The following is a 19,982-nucleotide window of genomic DNA, read 5'->3' as shown; positions in this document are numbered from 1 at the left end:
ATGAACTTCACTAGCAATCGAGGGGCAGTTTATCCTTTTACCGCCCCTAGTAATGCTCCTTTGACAAAGTGTTTTTGCACAAATGGATACACGATTAGCATAGGAACGGTTGCCACCACAATGACCGCCATCTTAATCGTCTGCGCAGGTGGGATGACATCCACAGAAGTTCCTTCTGCCTGCATACCACTGGAAACGATTACAATTTGGCGAAGCAAGACCTGAATAGGCCATTTGGCGGAATCATTAATATAGAGAATGGCATGCATATACGTATTCCAGTAGGCTACCGCGTAGAAAAGTGAAATGGTTGCAATAGAGGGCATCGCTAACGGCAGCATAATTTTAAAGAAGATGCCAAAATCGTTGCACCCGTCCATCTTGGCCGATTCCTCTAGATCATCCGGCAACGCCTGAAAAAAGTTACGCATAATAATCAGGTTAAACGCATTAATGGCCACGGGAAGAATAAGGGACCAATACGAATTGATAAGCCCAATGCTTTTTACAACCAGGAAAGTTGGAATCATACCCCCGCTAAACAACATGGAAAACACTACAATGAAGTTAATCGTATTTCGGCCAAGCAGATATCTTCGGGATAATCCGTACGCCATAAAAGCAGTAAAGATCATACTCACCACGGTACCGACGACAGTCACTCCGATCGAAACCCCTAGTCCTCTGAAAATCGTTGGGGTCGACAGGATATACCGATATGCATCCAGGGAAAAAGTGACAGGGAACAAAATGAATTTTTTAGCTACCACTTCTTGGGTTGAAGCAAAAGAGCTGGCAATGATATTCAGAAAAGGCAAGAGACAAGTGAGGGCAATGAGAATTAATAAAGTACTGTTTACGATGGTAAAAATACGACTGCCCAGCGATTCTTTTTTTAGTGATTTTTGTGCCAAGTGATTGACCTCCTCGTAATCGTTTACATGTAAACTGTACCAAGAGGGTGGAATTCCGTATATAATCAAATCTTGAGGTGTTCTCCTAAGCATGGAAAAAAGAGGGTAATCATTAGGTTGTGTAGTAATCATTAGGTAAGGTGAAAAGCCGGAAAATAGGCGGTATATAAGGTTTTGTAAACGCTATCATTTGATGATTATATGCGTAATGCCAAAAATAACGTACTCTTGAAAACGTATACATAAACGTTTGAAGGAGGTCGAGCTAATGAAAGTTTCAAGTGTCCCGTCACCGAACATGAAACCGAATATGAATATGAAAATGAAAAAGAACAACAGAACGACGGAAAATCTTTTACGTATGCAAAAACATAAGTTGCTGTACCTAATGGTTTTACCCGGGCTAGTGTACTTCATTATTTTTAAATATTTCCCTATGGGCGGCTTGGTCATTGCGTTTCAGGATTATCAAGCCTTTCTGGGAATCACGGGCAGCCCGTGGGTAGGAATGAAGCATTTCATTCGTTTATTTACCGAGCCCACGTTTTTCATGCTATTACGTAACACCCTGGTTTTGTTTGCGCTCAACATTGTGATTTTCTTTCCATTACCGATCATTTTGGCATTGATGCTGAATGAGGTCAGGAAGCGTGTGTTTAAAAATATCATCCAAACGATTATCTACATCCCGCACTTTATGTCATGGGTCATCATTGTTTCGATTTCTTATGTATTTTTAACCGTAGACGGCGGGGTGCTAAATGAAATGATTGCTGCGCTAGGCGGTGAGAAGATCAGCTTCTTAACTTCCCCGGAATGGTTGCGTACCGTTTATATGGGGCAAGTGATCTGGAAGGAACTTGGCTGGTCTACCATCATTTATCTGTCGGCGATTACGGTCGTGGATACGCAACTGTATGAGGCAGCAGAAATGGACGGTGCCGGACGTCTCCGAAAAACATGGCATGTTACCTTGCCTGCAATTCGCCCAGTCATTATTACGTTGTTAATTTTGAAAATTGGTAGCACGCTGGATTTGGGCTTTGAGCATATGTATCTGCTATTGAACTCACTAAACCGCGAGGTTGCTGAAATCTTTGATACCTACATTTATACAGCGGGCTTAAAGAATGGACAATTAAGCTTCAGTACGACGGTAGGACTTTTTAAAGGCGTGGTAGGATTAATCCTGATCATGGGCTCCAATCGACTGGCCAAGAAATTTGGTGAAGACGGCGTTTACTAATGACGACGGGAAGGATGCGGAATGGTACGGTTTGTAGAAAACATGAACAAATGGTGCATGCGCCTGCTCCGGCTGGTTTACCTTAATTTGCTGTGGACGGTTGCGACGATCCTGGGCTTGGGCTTTATAGGCGTGGGACCTGCAACTGTAGCTATGCTCAGCATTTTAAGGCAATGGATTCGAGGGAATGAGGAGGTCGCCATTTTCTCCACGTTTGTACGTTACTTTAGAGAAAGCTTTAAAGAAGCCGCGATCATTGGAGCAATTTACAGCCTCGTGGGCTACGTGCTCTACGTGGATATCGTCAATGTCTCGTCCTGGTATGTTCGCGTAGTGACGCTTATTGGAGCCTTTTTGTATCTCATCTCCTTGGCGTACATTTTCCCGTTACTGGCTCATTATGATTGGAAAGGGATCAAGTTGAAAATCAGAATGTCCGTGGTGATTGGGTTTTCGTATTTACAATATACACTTGTTCTTTTTGTTGCGATTGTCGCGCTTTTTACATTGATTCTAGGCTTGTACCCAGGAATTCTGACTTTTGCCGGAGCCAGTATCATCGGTTATCTCGTGATGTGGATGACGCATCAGGTGTTTAGCAAAATAGAGCGAGAGGTTCTGGTAAAAGAAGAAGATATGGCATGAATATACGATCAGAAAAGGAGCAAACACGATGAAAAAAGGAATCACGATGAAAAAGGGAGTATCGGGCCTTCTTGCCGTACTTATGGTCATGAGTGTTTTTTTAGCTGCTTGCAGTGACAAGGGGGCAGAGGATCAAGGCAGCCAAACCTATGATCCGAATTCAAAGCTGGAATTAACCTGGTTAAATGTATTGCATACAGCCTCTCCACCTACAGACACGATTAAGAACAAAATTGAAAAATACACCAATTCCAAGATTACGTTCAACTGGGTTCCTGATGCGTCCAAAGAAGAGAGAATCACTACAGCGCTGGCGTCCGGTGAATTGGCGGATATCGTGACTCTTACGATGATGACAAATTCTTCAGTTCGAAGTTCATTGAAATCAGGTCTATTCTGGGATGTAGGGAGCTATTTGGACGATTATGATAATTTAAAAAAGATACCTCCCGAAGTTAGAAATGCAGCTTCCATCGAGGGAGTTCTGTATGGAGTTCCATTCCAGAAAAATTTGGCACGAGCAGGCTTGGTTATCCGCAAGGATTGGCTGGATCGTTTAGGACTTAAAGTACCTACGACCCTGGATGAGCTATACGAAGTTGCGAGAGCATTTACAGAAGATGATCCGGACGGTAATGGCAAAAAGGATACGACAGGCTTTGGCGACAGATCTGATCTGCGCTATAGCAGCTTTAAAACCTTAAGCTCTTATTTTGGCACACCTAATGGCTGGAAAGTAGATGAGAATGGCAAGTTTACGCCGGAATTTGATACACCTCAATATTTGGAGACGATAAAGTATTCCAATAAATTATATAAGAACGGGTATATATCGAAGGATTTCGCCGTAACCGCTAAAACCGATCAGCAGCAGCAATTTGCTCAAGGGAAAACCGGAATTTATACGGGAATGGTGGATATCACAAACTTGAGAAATCTGTCACAAGGATTGCAAAAGGGACTTGAATTGGTGCCTGTAAACAAAATCTCCAATGGAGACGGTAAATATCACATTTGGTCCGAGGGCAGCGGAGTTGGCGGTTTGCTGGCATTTCCTAAATCCGAGGTGAAGACGGAAGCTCAATTGAAGAGATTACTTCAATTCGTCAATGATTTGATTGATGAAGAAGTATTTATGGACATGACAGGTGGTATCAAGGGAACTCATTATGACATTGATAATGAAGGAGCTTTCAGAATTATTAACACCGATTTGTGGCAAGCAGATGTACAGCCGTTTGCAAGCTCCAGACCGAGTGAAGTAACTTACACGTTAAAAGATGCCAACCCTGAAAAGGAACTAGCCAATCAATTAATCAAGGAAAATAACAAATTTGCCGTTTTGGACCCAACCGTTCCTCTGGATTCTGTAACTGCCAATGAAAAAGGAACTGAACTCGAAAAAATTATTACCGATGCTACGTTCAAATTTATTATGGGTGAGACCGATGAAGCCGGATTCAAAGCAGCCGTAGAGAACTGGAAAAATTCTGGTGGATCACAGATCATCTCTGAGTATGAGGAAGCGTACAAGAAATCGAAAAAATAAGGATATAGATATAGGTTGAACATCAGTGTACATGAAGTGCCACTACGCAGGCGGATGGTGCTTACCATCGCTGACGCTTGTTCAGCACCATTCCGCCTACTCCGTTTTCCAGTGTATTTTTAAGTTCAGCCTATAAATCATTTTCGTATTCACAAAAAATGAAGACAGGAGAGAACGAGATGAAAGTGTATAACATTGTAGATTATGGAGCAATTGAGGATGGTAAGACATTAGCAACGGGAGCGATTGCGGTTGCGATTGAAGCGGCCAGCAATGCCGGGGGAGGAACGGTATTTGTTCCCTCGGGTACGTATCTGACAGGGGCTATCTTTTTTAAAAGTAACATTGAACTGCATGTAAGCCCCGGTGCAGTTCTTTCCTTCAGTACGGATTTGGTTGATTATCCTGTAGTAGAATCCAGATGGGAAGGCGTTCAGCGAGAAGTACATGCGTCGTGCATTTACGGGCAGAACCTCGAAAATATTTCAATTACAGGCAGCGGTACTCTGGATGGAAATGGTCAGCCGTGGTGGGAAAAGCATCGGAATCATCCGGAGCAGTTGCAGTACCCCAGACCGAAATTAATCAGCTTTGATCGTTGTCAGCGGGTCACCATTAAAGATGTCATGTTGAAAAATTCCCCAAGTTGGACTGTAAATCCCATCGCTTGCTACAACGTCACGATTGACAATGTGTCCATTCTTAACCCGGCGGATTCCCCCAATACGGATGGCATTAATCCCGAATCCTGTTCCAATGTTCGTATTAGCAACTGCAATATTGATGTGGGCGATGATTGTATTGCGATCAAAGCGGGAACCGAGGATACACAGGAACGGATTCCCTGCGAAAATATTACGATTACCAGCTGCACGATGGTGCATGGACATGGCGGTGTTGTACTGGGAAGCGAGATGAGTGGAGATATTCGTAATGTCACGATCAGCAATTGTGTGTTCAAGCAAACGGATCGGGGCATCCGCCTGAAATCAAGACGGGGACGCGGCGGAATCGTTGAGGATATTCGCGTTAGCAATATTGTGATGGAAGATGTGATTTGTCCATTTATTCTGAATCTCTATTATTTCTGCGGACCTCGGGGCAAAGACAAATATGTCTGGGACAAAAATCCCTATCCAATTACCGATGAAACGCCTTGCTTTAGACGGATTCATTTTTCCGATATCACGGCACGACAGGTTCATGCGGCTGCTGGATTCTTATACGGACTTGCAGAACAATATATTGCTGAAATTACATTTTCCAATATTGATATTTCCATGGCGAAAAATGCAATTCCCGGCCGTCCTGCCATGATGACAGGGATCGAGGATATGAACAACCGTGGTTTTTATTTAGGCAATGTGAGAGATATCCGCTTTCAACAGGTGACCATTGAGAATCATGAAGGTCCTGCTTTTTATATTGAAAACGGGGAAGGCGTTGAAGTCAACCGTTGTCATTCGAAGAATACAAACCAGCCTGAAAAGCTGATTGAACAAGTGACGATACAACCTTCTGAACAAAATGTTTTTAATTGAGGATTTTGTAAAAATCCTGATTTAGGAGGGGCATGGAAGGAGGGAAAACGTGGATAAGCTGCAAGCATTATTGGGAGATCTTCCGGCAGATCGACCCGTTACAGCCACTCTGCTAAAGCAAGAGGAGCAAGAGGGATACCAATTGGAATCTCTCCTGCTGGACATCAACGGAATCGAGCCTGTGCCAGCTTATATAGCCATACCATTACATGGAAACGGTCCGTTTCCATTGGTCATTTTCAACCATTCACATGGAGGCAATTATACCAATGGACGCAAGGAGTTTATCCATAGCAGCTCTTACTTGCAGCAGCCCTCGTTTGCCAAGATCCTGACAGACATGGGCTATTGCGCTTGTTGTATTGACATGTGGGGCTTTAATGAACGCGGGGGTAAAACCGAAAGTGAACTGGTAAAGGAAATGCTCTGGCAGGGCCAAGTGCTGTGGGGTATGATGCTGTACGATAACCGTCGTCTGGTGGATTATATGTGTGAGCGTGAGGACATTGATGCTTCTCGCATTGCAACGATGGGCATGTCAATGGGGGGCCTGATGGCGTGGTGGCTGGCAGCGTTAGATGAGCGGATACAGGTCACGATTGATATTTGCGGACAGGTAGATGCCCATACGCTGATCGCCAAAAGGGGTCTGGATCACCATGGCTTCTATTCCTATGTCCCCGGCTTGTTAAAGCATTTTACTACGCTGGATATTCAAAAGCGGATTGTTCCTCGTCCACGAATGAGCATAACAGGTCAAAATGATCGAATGTGTCCTATTGAAGGAGTCGAGCATCTGGCTAAGGGGCTACTGGAAGCTTACCAGGAAGCAGGTCACCCTGAGCATTGGCAACCTGTGATTGCAGGTGGTGGGCATATGGAGACTTTGGAAATGCGAACGGCGTGGCAATCATTTTTAGCCGAACACTTGTAAATCCAATGAAAGGATTGGGGCAACCATGCTGGTAGGGAAAGAATCCTTTTGTGATTTCCATACGATTCAAGAGGCGATTGCTGCATTGGAGCAGTCGCCTTCCAATGAAATGGAAATGCTGTATATTTTATCGGGTACCTACGAGGAAGAGGTGCGGATCTACCGTTCGTATCTTCATATCATAGGCATCGGACATGTAGACATTCGAATGCATCGGTATGCCAGGGAGTTGGATGAGGCAGGCGAGGAAATAGGAACCTTTGCGACTCCCACTTTATTTTTAGGCGGCAATCATTTGATCCTGGAAAATCTCATCATTTCCAACACGGCTGGACAGGGAGAAGCCATTGGGCAGGCTGTTGCGGTTTATGCTCATTGTGATGAAACGGTTTTTAGAAACTGTACCTTTCGCGGGCATCAGGATACGTTATTTACAGGCCCCCTGCCTCTGGCACCGAAAGAACGGCTGAAATTTGGCGGCATCCATTTGAAAGAGCATCATGCGCACTATCGCCAGCTCTATCAGCATTGCTATATCGAGGGCACAGTCGATTTTATTTTTGGCGGGGCGACAGCTTATTTTGAACATTGCGAAATTCGCAGTTTGCGCCATCATGAGAACCAAACGAGCTATGTCACAGCCGCCTCTACTCCCCAGGGACAAGCGTATGGCTATGTGTTCAACCAATGTTACTTAACCGCAGAGCCTGATATTACTCCGGTATTTTTGGGGCGGCCGTGGCGTGAGTATGCCAAGACCGTATTTGTGGATTGTAAAATGGGCGAACATATTGATCCACGGGGTTGGGACAATTGGGACGATGCTGCAAATGAGAAAACGGTTTGCTATAAGGAGTATGGTGTATCTGATGTTGCCTCGTTGCTTAGGCAGCGTGTTCCGTGGGCGGGTTGTTTTGAAGCAGGCGCAGAAGCGTGGAGCAAGGAGCAGGTTTTTGGTGGAGACACTTTTTGGAAGCAAGGAGGAGCAATTTCTCATGATGATCCAAAATCCCATATTAAAAGGCTTTAATCCCGATCCGTGTATTGTACGAGTCGAGGATACTTACTATATTGTCGTGTCATCGTTTGAGTGGTTGCCGGGAGTACGGGTGTATCAGTCCAAAGATTTGGCCCATTGGGAGCATTGTACGGATATTTTAACGGATCAGGTTGATTTAAAAGGGAATCCGAAAAATTGCAGCATTTGGGCGCCACAGCTGAGCTACGCGGATAACCTTTTTTATCTGCTCTATACGGATGTGAAAAGCACCAGACGTCCGTTCAAGGATGTTCATAATTTTGTGATGACGGCGCCTGCGATCCATGGACCGTGGTCAGACCCGGTTTATCTTAACAGCAGTGGATTCGATCCGTCTTTATTTCATGACGAGGACGGACGTAAATGGCTATTGAATGCATTGTGGGATTACCGCATGTTGGACAGCAATAAATCTTCAGGTATTGTCATGCAGGAATACGATAGCAGGCAGCAGCAACTTATTGGTGAGCCTGTGAAAATTTTTGATTGCACGCCTTTGAAAAAGACAGAAGCCCCCCATATCTACAAGCAAAACGGATATTATTACCTTATTACTGCGGAAGGTGGAACGGGTACGGGACATGCAGTTACTGTAGCACGCTCGAAGCAGCTATCCGGGCCGTATGAAGTGGACCCACATAATCCGATGCTTACGTCACGTGATCGTCCTGAATTCCCGTTACAATGTGCAGGACATGGCAGTCTTGTGCAGACGCCAGATGGCGATTGGTATATGGCTCATTTATGTACACGTCCGTTGGAAGGGAAATATGCCATTTTAGGGCGAGAAACGGCCTTGCAGCACGTGTACTGGAATGATGAAGGCTGGTTGCGATTAACGGCAGGGGGGCATACGCCGCAATTAGAAGTACCTGCACCTATCGGAACCACTTTCACGGCAGGGCAGAAGCACAGTTTTGTATTCGAAGACTTTTTCGAGGGACCCGTTTTAAATAAAACGTGGAACACATTGCGTATATTGGCGGATGACCGTTGGTGCTCACTGAGCCAGCGTCCGGGCTATCTCCGAATTCTGGCTGGAGAATCCATTCAAAGCCTCTTTCAGCATCACGTGCTCGCCATTCGGCAAACTGATCATCATTTTCGGGTGGAAACGGCACTGGAATATCAACCCGTAAGCTATTTGCAAATGGCTGGGCTCCTGCTGTATCTAAATGATGAAAATTATCTGTATGCCTATGTCAGTTATGAAGAGGGACAAGGGAAAGTGCTGCGCATGATGCGATGTGAAGCAGATACATTCACGTTAGTTCCCCATGCGATTACGCTTCAGGAGGATTTTCCTGTACATTTGGCTGTAGAAGTCCATGCAACCCAAGGACAGCTTTATTACCATCTCGGGAATGAATCCGCCTGGACTCCGCTTTTTGAAAAGCAAAATATCAGCTTTTTATCAGGTGGATTTACAGGAAATTTTGTAGGGATTGCTGCCCACGACATGCAACAATTTCAAGGGAGCTACGCCGATTTTAGCCACTTTCTGTATCATGGGCAAGACCATCTATCCACTTGAAATGACAATATAACGATTGTGTTGTCTATCCAACATTTTGTGCTTTTTGATGATTGCAGCAGGCGGGCTGCCGCTATAACATATAAGTGCAACACATGTTGTTTAAGCAACCGCAGTCATCCGATGGAATCGAAGGAGCGGGCTCCTTGCTTTCAAGCAAGGGGCTTTTGGATTTTTTTCATGATATGAGCTGAACGAAAGATATACATGAAAAACGGAGTAGCCGGAATAGTGCTCCACAAGCAGCAACAGCGATGGGAAGACCATCTGCCTGCGCAGTGGCGCGTTATGTACATTTTATAGTAAAATCATCGGAATAAGCGAAGAGGGGGAATAATCCATGAATCCCGTGTTACATCAATACATTGCAGGGCTTGAATTTTCAGGGGATCTTTTTTTGGACGTAGAGAAGCTCTTTAACAAACATAACGCTGAAGCTACGTGGGTGCATTGTACGAAGGTAGCCCATGAAGCCAAAGCACTGGCTCTACAATTTCATGCTGATCCGGTCATAGCTGAACGAGCGGGGTGGCTGCACGATATAGGTACTATTATCCCCAATGAAGATAAAGTAGCTGTAGCACAGGCATTACATATCCCCATTTTAGAAGAAGAATTAGCATTTCCGTATATCCTGCATCAAAAGCTGTCCAGAGAGATGGCTATTCAGATTTTTGGACGAGTGTAAACAATCATTTGTTGGATGAAGCGATTATGATTTATTTTAACCATGTATGGAGCAATAAAGAGAAAATGAAGGTTGTGCATCCCTGGTTATTAGAAGCCAGACAGTCTTTATTAAAAGAGCCCGAAGGAGCCGTCACCGATTTATTCGAGTAAGTTCAAGCGCCTTCCGGGTGCTTTTTTTCATGGCTTTTGAGCTTCATCTTTTCACGTTATAACCTCGCAAAACCTCTAAAAAAACAGAGGCCGCTTTCGTTTCGAATACCTCAGAAGGAGTCAGAAAAGAGAACTTCCGAACGATCGGGAAGCCGCTTATATCCAACACTTTTAAAGTGTCCAAGGTGAGTTCCTTTTGAATCGTCCATTGTGACAGCAAAGAAATGCCCAAGCCTGCTTCTACAGATTCTTTAATAATCTGAGTGCTGCCAAAATCCATAATATGAGCAGGGGCAAACTGAAATCGTGCAAACATCTTTTCCGCCGCTTCACGGGTTCCAGAGCCTTCTTCGCGCAGAATCCATATATCCTCTTGCAGCTCAGTTAAACTCACTTGAGATTTACCAGCCAAACGGTGATGATGTGGAACGACGATATACATTTCATCTTCTGCAAACGGTTCAATATACAAATGGTCATGTTGAAATTGTCCTTCAATAATCCCTACATCCAGTTGATTGCGGATCACCAATCTTTCAATTTCCTGAGTGTTGCCGATGCTAATGGAGGGCTGAATGAGTGGATATTGACTTCTCATTTGCGCAATCACATGAGGAAGTACGTACTCTCCGTACGTGTAGCTTGCGCCAATGGACAGATTGCCTTTTGCCGTATTCATTAGCTCGTCCACCAAATACTGCATTCGAGTTTGGAGACGGGTGATTTCCTGGGCATGGTGATATACAATTTCACCGGCTTTGGTTAAACGCACATATTTATTACTTCGCTCCAGAAGCCGGGCTCCTACGGTACGCTCCAGCGTTTGAATGTATTGACTTACGGCAGGCTGGGTCATGTGTAACTCTTCGGCAGCTCGTGTGAAGTTTTGTTTCTCCGCGACCATAACAAATACGATTAAAGATTGATCCAAAGCCAACTCCTCCATTTTTATCATACCTATTTACTTATGGATACCATTATAATGATTTATTTTTCTTATGACAAAATACATATTAAGCTTTGTGAAGATAGAATTGGAGGTATTCACCATGAGCAGTCACATAAAGCACATGAAATGTTCATTAGGTTCCGGTTTACCACAAAAGCGTTCCCCACACTCTAACCGAAATCGCTTTATCCAGCGTATCTTAGGCATTGGACTGACCATGATATTTGCATTCATAGGGTATGGTCTGAACGAAATACCTGGCTTTCATTATGTAGGCCCTTTGGCTTGCGCCATGTTTCTCGCTATCTTATACCGACAGTTGTGGGGATATCCCGAAGCTTTACGCTCAGGGGTTGAGTTTTCGGCTAAAAAATTGCTGCGAGGGGCTATCGTATTGTACGGGCTAAAGCTCAATATGGATGTTGTCATTCATCATGGTATGGGCTTGCTCCTGCGTGATGTGTGCACCGTCGTATTTTCCATCCTGTTTACGATGTGGCTGGCCAAGCGCTTTAAAGCAGATGCTTCGCTCTCGCTTCTTCTCGGTATCGGAACAGGTGTCTGCGGTGCGGCTGCGATTGCGGCAGTTTCTCCCCTGTTAAAATCCAAGGATGAGGATACGGCTATTGGAGTAGGGCTCATTGCTTTGGTCGGAACCGTATTTGCCATTTTGTTTACTGTGCTTCGACCTTGGCTTCCTTTGACGGATATGCAATATGGAATATGGTCAGGCATCAGTTTGCATGAAATTGCACATGTGGCTTTAGCTGCCGAGCCTGCCGGACAGGATGCTCTCGCGATTGGCTTGCTAGCCAAATTGGGCCGTGTCTTTTTGCTAATACCGCTTAGCTTTATGATCATGTACTGGATGAAGCGAACCGGGAAGATCCACTCGGATGCGAAAATGGAGTTCCCCTGGTTTCTCATTGGGTTTGTCATAACAAGTTTGATTGGCAGCTATATTTTCGGAAAATATATCGTAGTTCCAGTGGGCCTGATGAATGGACTTTCTCATATCACCACATTTATGCTAACGATGGCAATGGTAGGCATGGGGCTGAATGTGAGCTTTAAGGCCTTGCGGGAAAAAGCGGTGCTTCCTTTACTGGTGCTGTCCATCACCTCGGTCATTCTTGCTGGCTTAACATTTTTAACAGTGTGAATGAAGATACAAAAGAAGTCTCTGCTCGCTATGTAGCCGGCAGAGACTTTTTAGTGCTGCTAATGATAAGATTAAGATATGTGATGACTTATCCGTAACTTTTACATATAATTTGCGTCTATCAAAATGGCGGGTTCTGAGATACTAGGCTGCAAGATTTTCATAAGTGAAAATTTATAGAATGGTAGGGTACATAATGAAGAAAATTTGTTTTTTGGCTTTTTTATTTCTGTTTTTATGGGGATTTCCAGGGGAAACTTACGCTACGTCTTCAAGTTCACATATTGAGCTGAATGGTAAAGATTTAAGTGCTGGGAAGGGAATTCAGACCCAGGAAGTCAAAGGAAACATATTAGTTCCTCTTCGTCTCATTGTGGAGGAATTAGGTTATAGTGTGGATTGGAAGGCCAAGACGGGTACCGTAACTATACAGGATCGAGATCATCACCTCAGTCTTCAGGTAAATAAAACTATAGCCTCTGTCGATGGTCATCAAATGGGGTTGACGGTAGCTCCACTACTTACAGACGGAACAACTTATGTTCCGCTTCGTTTTGTATCTGAACAGACTGGGCTTAATGTGACATGGAACAGCAAGCTAAAAACGGTGTTTCTGACTTCCCCGCCTGACTCAAGCGGAAGTAGCGAGTCTTCCCATGGAAGCTCCGATTCTGGTACTCAGGCGGCTATAACTAATACTGTAACTGTTGCAGAAGAGAGTACACGTGCCACGATAGACCAAATCAGCTTCATGAATCATCAATTGGCAATTACGGTGAATGGAAAAGTAAGTCCTAAAGTCACTACGTTGACCCATGCAGACCGCATCGTTGTAGACATACCTAGTTCTAGGTTCTCCGATGAGTTCCAAGCATCTCTACCTTTGGACAATACGACACAAGGGGCTTTCCCTGTAACAGATGATCCGGATGTTTCACAAGTAAGATACTCTTTATTTAGCACAAGTCCCGCTGCGGTACGTATTGTGGTTGACCTGAATAGTAATCAACCTTTCCATGTGCTAAACGCGGGTGACGGCAAGATTGTCATAGCGCTGGATCGGAAATCAGATGAAACAGCGGGACTAACTTCTACTGCGCCTGTTACATCTACTATAGCCCCCGATACGATCGTACCTGAGCCTGTCATCTCTTCCGACGGACATGCTCAAGGAATCGATGTCTCCCACTATAATGGAACTATAGATTGGCAACAGGTTGCGGCCGCAGGCAAGACATTTGCTTTCATCAAGGCTACAGAGGGGACAACATATCAAGACAATCAATTTTTAGCCAATGTTCAGGGAGCGAGGGATGCCAGCATACTGGTCGGCGCTTATCACTTTTTGAACGCGACAACTACGGATGGTGCTCGTCAGGAAGCAGCTAATTTTGCCAGGGCTTTAGAATCAGCAGGAGGCAGGTTGGATCTGCCGCCAGTGTTGGATTATGAAAATAATCCCAAAGGTCTTACTCCTGCGCAAATTAGTGAAGTGGCTCATGCGTTTTTGGACGAAACGGAGAAGCTTACCGGACGTCTGCCGATCGTGTATACGGGAAATGTTTTTGCTTCCAAGTTTGATCCTACATTTTCTATGTATAAACTGTGGGTAGCCAGATACAGCACGACTCAAAAGCCGACTGCAGTTCCAGCCTGGAACAACTGGTGGGCCTGGCAGTACAGTAGCACAGGCAGTGTTCCGGGTATCCGTGGTAATGTGGATTTGAATGAATTCAATGGAACGATAGATGAACTCCGTTCTTCGCTGGCAGGAGATATTGAATAGCAGAAGCTTGTGACGATCGTAAATCCTCGCGAATCCGGTATAGGATCGGCGAGGATTTTTGGCGTCTAATCGTCTAGTTGGGCATAATCCATACGATTTCGCAGATCCGGACAAAGAATTTCTTTCCGTATACATCCAAAATGACATGATCAGGTTTACAGTCCACTACACATCCGTCAATTCTGCCGCGTGTGGTCTCCAGTACAACATATTTGCCAATGACCGATTTTAATGTTTCTACCACATACGGGTCTACAGGGCTTACCATGATATGATGCGGGGTATGGTGGTGATGGGGAAAAGGTTGATTCGTACTGTAATTGAGCGCTTGATTCGGATTCAATTGCTTCACTCCTTCAGGGTTAATTGTGATATCTTATGCTCCTGCCCAGAAAGGGTGTAGGCGGATGCCCAGTCGACGGAGAGAATCATTTCATTGCCGATAAGCCCGGTCCATAGGAAACCTCTATACATAAGCTATGATGTACCTTGAAATGAAGGAGGAACTTATCCATGGGTGAATGCGAAAGAGGTTGTGGCGGTCAAGTTGGAGGCTATGGAGGTTGGACATCGACAGGGGCTATCCTGGTACTGTTCATTCTGCTGGTCATCATCACCAAGTCGTTATGGATCTAAATTGAAATGAGTGTATTAAATCCCTCACCGGTGCATAACTGGTGGGGGATTTAAGCGTTTTAAGGGATTCATGTGACTTGCTTGTATAGTAAAACACCTCAAATAGCAGCTGCCAACTCCTGACGAATGAGTGTCAGGGGTTGCAGCTGTCATAAAAGGTGTCAATTGGTTTGGTAGACAGGGCTTGATGGGTGCAGTGGACTTAAATTAAAGCAATTGCCAACAGGGTGAACAGGCTCAAGGTTAAAATTTGATTACCATATCCATAGCCAGGATAAAAAGCAGACGTCTGAACACGCCCGTTTGATTCTCTTTTTAAGTACACGTTATTGCGATCCACCTTCACGATGGTTCCTTCGTGCTGTTGTCCGTCCACGGTCAAAACACGTACCCTTCTGTTCATACAGCCCAAGCAGTTGTAATAAGCGTCCATTCAATCACCCCCTCTTGTACATTCGCATTTTATGAGAGGAATGATGTAACGGTAACGGCTAATATACAGGGAGAAGGCATTCCCACCGATTTATGATCTTATCGGGTTAGGCCCATTCGTGATAAGGGTTAAAGGCGAAGCCGGGATATACGTCTGTAGGGGCATAGGTCCTTTCCGGGGTAGCCTGCTGGTGAGGGGGAGTATCGGCAAGTCTCACATGTATTCCCGGCTTTTTGGTCTGCTGGTGCTTGCAGTCATTGGGTGGACCGATGATCACAGTTTTTTTGATAGGAGCGAGTGCTTCCTGAATCTTATTCTCATTCAGGCAGTAGGTATGAGCCAGAATGTTGCCTGGCGTTAACCGCAAAATATCGGAGCCGAGAATGAATTCGGGGATGGGGGCATTAAAAATCGCTAACAAATGAGTATCATCCATTGTGGCGACCTCGTAGTGCCACCATCCCTGGGGAACATTAACCACTTGACCAGGCGTGATCGGAAAATGCCGTAACTCGCGTGTGAACGGGTTAATTAGTGACACGGTCACCGCCCCAGAGATGCAGTATACCAGCTCTGTGGCATTTTGGTGGTAGTGAGGCTCTATGACGTTGGCGGTGCTCAGGCGAATATCCAGTAGCGATGTATTTACTAATGTATTCAATTGCTGAACCGAAAGCTCATTGATGGAGTTTTGAGCATCCTTTTGAAACAAAACATTGTCTTTTAAATCATAAGTAAATTGAGCGGAGGGAGAGGTGTAATCCATATATGAATCCACGCGTCGTTCCTGCCTTTCTGCTATTCAAAAATTTGATGATCGTACGCTACCCTATGCATCCGCCCAATGTTGTGTGCAAGGGATGGTTTTCCAACTTACAGGAAATCCATTACAATATAAGGATGGTATTGGATTGTTGAGTATAGGGAACCAGAATCCAAGTACAGGAGGAAAAAGCAGATGCAGAAATTTATACATAGTAGAGAAACGTAATTCGAATAAGAAGACGACAGATTCCTTTCCCAGTGGAGCTAAAGAAGAAAAATAGCGAAAAAAGTCACGTTTTCAAGTGGTATCTAAACATGATCAATTGCTCCTAGTGCACGTCAGTCCGTTACGGCTGGCGTTTATTTGTATGCGCAGTCATAGGACCAGAGCCGGATGATACGTAAATGCGGCTTGTGGTATACTGCAACGGACGTGTGAGAGCATCTTTGTCCGATTCCGTAGTAGCAACGCGTCATTTCCGCAGCTAGGCATAAGCTATAGCAGAAGAAACATCATCGGATAAACGCCCCTGAGTTGTACAGGCCGGAATGGTTGTACCGGACAAAACAAGAAAGAGGAGGTTGTCTGGAATATGAAAAAATTATCTATGTTGGTCCTGTCCTGCGCATGTATGCTGGGCGCTGTGTTGTCGGTTACGCCAGGACAAGTACAAGCGCAATCGTCAGCGTTGACGAAAGGGGCTCAGAGTGAGCAGGTGCTGAAGCTTCAACAGCAGCTTCATTCGCTCGGCTATTTCAAAGCCGGTTTTACCGGATATTACGGCTCTCTGACCAGTAAAGCGGTTGCCCGTTTCCAACGGGACTATGGCCTTACACCCGACGGTGTAGCCGGAGCAGCAACGCAAGCCAAGCTGGATTCCTTCGGAAAGGTGCGTTTAACAGCTTTGGAGCAATTAGCCCGGATTATTTATGCCGAGGCACGCGGGGAATCTTTTCAAGGGCAGGTAGCCGTGGGCGCGGTCGTATTAAACCGTGTGCAGTCCAATGAATTTCCGAGCTCAATTCCAGACGTTATTTTGCAGCCAGGCCAGTTCACCGCTGTACAGGATGGTCAATACCGCCTGAAACCGAACAAGACCGCGTATCGTGCGGCAAGACAGGCTCTTAATGGTGTTGATCCGACGAACGGGTCCCTGTTTTATTACAATCCGGCCATTGCCACAGCCAAGTGGAGCAAGAGTCGCCCGGCTGTCATTTCTCTTGGCCGCCACACGTTTACAAATTAATTCAACGTAAGAACACGTCACTCGTCAGCCGCCAGTTGCTCCCTGTAGTCAGGAGCAGTGGCGGCTTTTTTTCATATTCACAAATTTGTAATATATTAGTGTCGATTTATCTATTTTAATATTAAAATTTCTACATATTTTTCCGATAATCTTAATAGACAAAAAATATGAATTCAAAGGAGTCTTACTGAAATGAGTCAAAATCCTTACAGCATCGAAGTGGATCAAACCATTAAAACGGTACATATGGCGGTGAACGGTGTGTTTAGCCCGACTGAGTATGATAACTTTGTCAAAGAGTATGCATCCAAGACATCCTCCATTCAGTCATCCAGCTTTACGCTCAAAGTAGACTGCACCCAAATGGCACTGCTGGGACCGGAAGAAGTAGAAAAACTGAAAGGTTCTTTTGTACGGTATAAAGAAACCGGGTTTGCCAAAGTGATTTTTGTTATCAGCCTTCAACAAACGATTATTAAAATGCAACTCGGTCGTGTAGCACGTGAAGCGGGATTAAATAACGTAGATGTCGTCGTACAATAATGCTCTGAAGCGGTGATAAACAGCGAGATGAATGTGTAAGGGGGAACCTGCTGATGAGCCATATTAAAATTAAAGCATTGGGTGTGTATCATCCGCCTCATTCGGTGGATAACGAATATTATATTCGTCATTTTGATGAACAGGGCAAAGATATTCGGCGCTTCATGGAACATATGGGCAGGAAAAAGCGTTACATTATTGATAGCCCGCATGAGAACGGTTTGACGATGGGGATCGCGGCTGCCAAGAAAGCGCTGGATCAAGCTCAAATGACAGGCTGTGATGTGGACATGATCGTGTTTTCCACCCAAGTCCCAGAGTCACTGTTCCCTATGAATGCCCTATTTATTCATCAAGCGATTGAGGCCAGACATGACGTGGTTGTCATGGATTCTAACGCGAATTGTGCAGGCATGACGGTGGCAGTCGATCAAGCTAGCCGCTCTATGCTGTCTAATCCTGATGTGAGGACAGCACTTATCATTGGTTCGGATTATAATTCACTCGTTTCTGGCCCTGAGGATGAAATTACTTATGCGAATTATGGGGATGCCGCTTGTGCGGTTATTTTGGAGCGTACAGAAGAGGATACAGGTTTTATGGATTCTATGTATTTTACGGACCCGGTCAACATAGATAAAATTTTGTACCCGGCTCAGGGATTAGCGGCAACACTCCAAGCAGATGCTCCGGGAAAATATATTCAGTGGCTTCCGTTTGACGCTAATATGGCCTTGCCCCCTACATTTGAGCTGCTTGAACGCATTTTGAAGAAGAACGGACTGGCGCCTCAGGATGTACGGGCTTATTGCCTGTCTCAGTTTTCGCTGGCAAATGTATTGAAGATTCAGGAGCACTTGAAGCTGGAGGACGCCCAAATGATCTATGTGGGTGATCGTTATGGCTACACGGGTACCAGCAGCCCGTTCATTGCCTTGTATGAAGGGATTGAATCCGGTCGCATCCGGCGCGGTGATTATGTGCTGTTCTGGACAATTGGAGCCGGATATCAGTTGGTTGCTTTGCTTTATAAATATTAAGAAATATGAAAAAGACCTTGCGGCCGCAAGGTCTTTTTGTGCATTATACCCATTCAAATGTAATGAGAGATTATTTTTCGCAGGCAATTCCGTCATGATCACGGTCGAGTGCTGAGCGGTAGCCGGGATCACCTTTGTAGAGAGGTGCTTTACCTGCCTTTTTAACAGCTGTACAGTTTTTGTAATAGACGGAACTTTGCGTAGCTGATTTGTGGGATTTTTTTGATTTTTTGGCCTCTACGGTGGGGGCGAATTGAAAAGAAACGCTGAATACTAGAGCCGATGCCAGTGCGATGGAGACGATTTTGGATTGTTTGTTCATCCTTACTCTTCCTTTCTGTTCATGACTATAGTCCCGGTCCTTTATACAAATATGTAGGGATTAGACTGGTTATAGTCTATCAGAACCAGGAATATTTTTCTATAAAAAAGGATGAGTAGATAGTTTATGGATATTTGTTTGTGTTTTGTCCGATTGTTTTGTAAAGTTTATACATTGAATTCCTGAGGGGGCTTATATTGCGGACGTTTAATAGCATAATAGCTAGAGCGAAAATGGGACAACATAAAACAGGAGATGGAGTGTCATGACAATCGGAAATTTATTTTATGGGGATCGGATTAAACTATCCGCTGTCAGGGAAGAAGATGCCGAAACGATGTTCAAATGGGGAGAGGATGCGGAGTATCTGCGAAATGTGGATACGGACCTGGCACTTCCTTATACGCTGAAGCAAATGGAATCGGAAGGTTCACCCAGTTCGAACGAAGTCTATTTCCGGTTGAGAACGTTAGAAGATGATGTCCTGATCGGATTTGTTGCCATTCACGGGATTGAGTGGAATAATCGGATCGGCCAGTTGGCGATTGGCATAGGCAATACGGACTACCGTGGGAAGGGATACGGTGCGGAAGCGGTGAGCCTCATTCTTCGTTATGCCTTTTACGAATTAAATTTGAATCGGGTAGGTCTGGATGTTATTGAGTATAATAAACAGGCCATTCGAACCTACGAAAAGGCGGGTTTCCAGTTTGAGGGCAGGGTTCGTTCGGCTGTTCTTCGTGATGGCAACAGTTACGACCGTATTATGATGGGGATGCTGTATTCCGAATGGAATGAAAGCATTAAAGTTTGAGAGATACACAATTTGTTCATAAAATATTCCATAAACAGTCTTT

At 44.8% G+C, this 19,982-nt stretch carries 21 protein-coding genes and 1 pseudogene; 16 read left to right on the top strand and 6 right to left on the bottom strand.

Annotated elements, in window-relative coordinates:
- Nucleotides 1-29: 29 nt before the first annotated feature.
- A complete protein-coding gene (locus tag E0698_RS13095; RefSeq protein WP_192511851.1) occupies nt 30-914 on the bottom strand; it encodes a carbohydrate ABC transporter permease in 885 nt (294 codons plus the stop codon).
- Between the two features lie 268 nt (nt 915-1,182).
- Here E0698_RS13095 and E0698_RS13090 point away from each other — a divergent pair, with 268 nt between their 5' ends.
- The 9 genes from E0698_RS13090 to E0698_RS27325 all read left to right on the top strand — a co-directional run bounded on the left by E0698_RS13090 (nt 1,183) and on the right by E0698_RS27325 (nt 10,242).
- Nucleotides 1,183-2,160, top strand: a complete 978-nt coding sequence (locus E0698_RS13090) for an ABC transporter permease (RefSeq protein WP_192511850.1) — start codon at nt 1,183-1,185, stop codon at nt 2,158-2,160.
- 21 nt (nt 2,161-2,181) lie between these two features.
- Nucleotides 2,182-2,805 (top strand): YesL family protein, encoded by a 624-nt coding sequence (locus E0698_RS13085; protein ID WP_025684614.1) that lies wholly within the window; start codon nt 2,182-2,184, stop codon nt 2,803-2,805.
- 28 nt (nt 2,806-2,833) lie between these two features.
- On the top strand, nt 2,834-4,354 hold the full coding sequence (locus tag E0698_RS13080; RefSeq protein WP_192511849.1) for an extracellular solute-binding protein: 1,521 nt from the start codon (nt 2,834-2,836) through the stop codon (nt 4,352-4,354).
- Between the two features lie 179 nt (nt 4,355-4,533).
- Entirely contained in the window at nt 4,534-5,895 is a 1,362-nt protein-coding gene (locus tag E0698_RS13075; RefSeq protein WP_192511848.1) for a glycoside hydrolase family 28 protein, read from the top strand.
- A gap of 49 nt (nt 5,896-5,944) precedes the next feature.
- On the top strand, nt 5,945-6,829 hold the full coding sequence (locus E0698_RS13070) for a prolyl oligopeptidase family serine peptidase (protein ID WP_192511847.1): 885 nt from the start codon (nt 5,945-5,947) through the stop codon (nt 6,827-6,829).
- Between the two features lie 25 nt (nt 6,830-6,854).
- Nucleotides 6,855-7,859: a pectinesterase family protein gene (locus tag E0698_RS13065; protein ID WP_192511846.1), complete on the top strand. Its 1,005-nt coding sequence runs from the start codon at nt 6,855-6,857 to the stop codon at nt 7,857-7,859.
- Nucleotides 7,825-9,402 (top strand): glycoside hydrolase family 43 protein, encoded by a 1,578-nt coding sequence (locus E0698_RS13060; protein WP_192511845.1) that lies wholly within the window; start codon nt 7,825-7,827, stop codon nt 9,400-9,402. Before E0698_RS13065 ends, E0698_RS13060 begins: the two co-directional genes overlap by 35 nt.
- A 340-nt stretch (nt 9,403-9,742) precedes the next feature.
- The gene (locus tag E0698_RS13055; protein WP_149093348.1) at nt 9,743-10,090 is read left to right on the top strand and encodes an HDIG domain-containing metalloprotein; all 348 of its coding nucleotides are present in this window, start codon (nt 9,743-9,745) and stop codon (nt 10,088-10,090) included.
- 26 nt (nt 10,091-10,116) lie between these two features.
- A complete protein-coding gene (locus tag E0698_RS27325; protein WP_257721130.1) occupies nt 10,117-10,242 on the top strand; it encodes a hypothetical protein in 126 nt (41 codons plus the stop codon).
- 43 nt (nt 10,243-10,285) lie between these two features.
- Here E0698_RS27325 and E0698_RS13050 read toward each other — a convergent pair whose 3' ends face one another.
- Nucleotides 10,286-11,173 (bottom strand): LysR family transcriptional regulator, encoded by an 888-nt coding sequence (locus E0698_RS13050; protein WP_192511844.1) that lies wholly within the window; start codon nt 11,171-11,173, stop codon nt 10,286-10,288.
- Nucleotides 11,174-11,291: 118 nt separating this feature from the next.
- Between E0698_RS13050 and E0698_RS13045 the strand changes: the two genes are divergently transcribed.
- Both E0698_RS13045 and E0698_RS13040 read left to right on the top strand, forming a co-directional pair.
- Nucleotides 11,292-12,353: a YeiH family protein gene (locus tag E0698_RS13045; protein ID WP_192511843.1), complete on the top strand. Its 1,062-nt coding sequence runs from the start codon at nt 11,292-11,294 to the stop codon at nt 12,351-12,353.
- A 196-nt stretch (nt 12,354-12,549) separates the two neighbouring features.
- Complete coding sequence (locus E0698_RS13040) at nt 12,550-14,139, top strand: GH25 family lysozyme (protein WP_192511842.1); 1,590 nt, start codon at nt 12,550-12,552, stop codon at nt 14,137-14,139.
- 73 nt (nt 14,140-14,212) lie between these two features.
- Here the strand turns inward: E0698_RS13040 and E0698_RS13035 are convergent, their stop codons facing one another.
- Nucleotides 14,213-14,482 carry a YuzF family protein gene (locus tag E0698_RS13035; protein ID WP_134913519.1) on the bottom strand — a complete coding sequence of 90 codons (270 nt, stop codon included), beginning with the start codon at nt 14,480-14,482 and terminating at the stop codon, nt 14,213-14,215.
- A 170-nt stretch (nt 14,483-14,652) separates the two neighbouring features.
- Here E0698_RS13035 and E0698_RS27320 point away from each other — a divergent pair, with 170 nt between their 5' ends.
- A complete protein-coding gene (locus tag E0698_RS27320; RefSeq protein ID WP_014282395.1) occupies nt 14,653-14,775 on the top strand; it encodes a hypothetical protein in 123 nt (40 codons plus the stop codon).
- Nucleotides 14,776-14,977: 202 nt separating this feature from the next.
- On the opposite strand, the gene E0698_RS13030 is transcribed toward E0698_RS27320, so the two are convergent.
- Complete coding sequence (locus tag E0698_RS13030; protein WP_134913520.1) at nt 14,978-15,208, bottom strand: hypothetical protein; 231 nt, start codon at nt 15,206-15,208, stop codon at nt 14,978-14,980.
- Nucleotides 15,209-15,314: 106 nt separating this feature from the next.
- Nucleotides 15,315-15,986: a cupin domain-containing protein gene (locus tag E0698_RS13025; RefSeq protein ID WP_192511841.1), complete on the bottom strand. Its 672-nt coding sequence runs from the start codon at nt 15,984-15,986 to the stop codon at nt 15,315-15,317.
- A gap of 580 nt (nt 15,987-16,566) precedes the next feature.
- Here E0698_RS13025 and E0698_RS13020 point away from each other — a divergent pair.
- The 3 genes from E0698_RS13020 (at nt 16,567) to E0698_RS13010 (ending at nt 18,803) form a co-directional block, all read left to right on the top strand.
- Complete coding sequence (locus tag E0698_RS13020; RefSeq protein WP_025685330.1) at nt 16,567-17,220, top strand: cell wall hydrolase; 654 nt, start codon at nt 16,567-16,569, stop codon at nt 17,218-17,220.
- 192 nt (nt 17,221-17,412) lie between these two features.
- Nucleotides 17,413-17,763 carry a hypothetical protein gene (locus E0698_RS13015; protein ID WP_044648241.1) on the top strand — a complete coding sequence of 117 codons (351 nt, stop codon included), beginning with the start codon at nt 17,413-17,415 and terminating at the stop codon, nt 17,761-17,763.
- Nucleotides 17,764-17,816: 53 nt separating this feature from the next.
- Nucleotides 17,817-18,803, top strand: a complete 987-nt coding sequence (locus E0698_RS13010) for a ketoacyl-ACP synthase III (RefSeq protein ID WP_192511840.1) — start codon at nt 17,817-17,819, stop codon at nt 18,801-18,803.
- 70 nt (nt 18,804-18,873) lie between these two features.
- Here the strand turns inward: E0698_RS13010 and E0698_RS13005 are convergent.
- A pseudogene (locus E0698_RS13005) lies at nt 18,874-19,041 on the bottom strand (excalibur calcium-binding domain-containing protein); the annotation flags it as partial.
- A gap of 349 nt (nt 19,042-19,390) precedes the next feature.
- On the opposite strand from E0698_RS13005, the gene E0698_RS13000 reads away from it, so the two are divergent.
- Nucleotides 19,391-19,939 (top strand): GNAT family N-acetyltransferase, encoded by a 549-nt coding sequence (locus tag E0698_RS13000; protein ID WP_192511839.1) that lies wholly within the window; start codon nt 19,391-19,393, stop codon nt 19,937-19,939.
- Nucleotides 19,940-19,982 lie beyond the last annotated feature (43 nt).

Origin of the sequence: Paenibacillus sp. 23TSA30-6 (genome assembly GCF_014858585.1) — a bacterium.
Taxonomy (GTDB): domain Bacteria; phylum Bacillota; class Bacilli; order Paenibacillales; family Paenibacillaceae; genus Paenibacillus.
The sequence above is the reverse complement of the archived record's forward strand: the minus strand, read 5'-3'. Positions and strand labels throughout refer to the sequence as shown.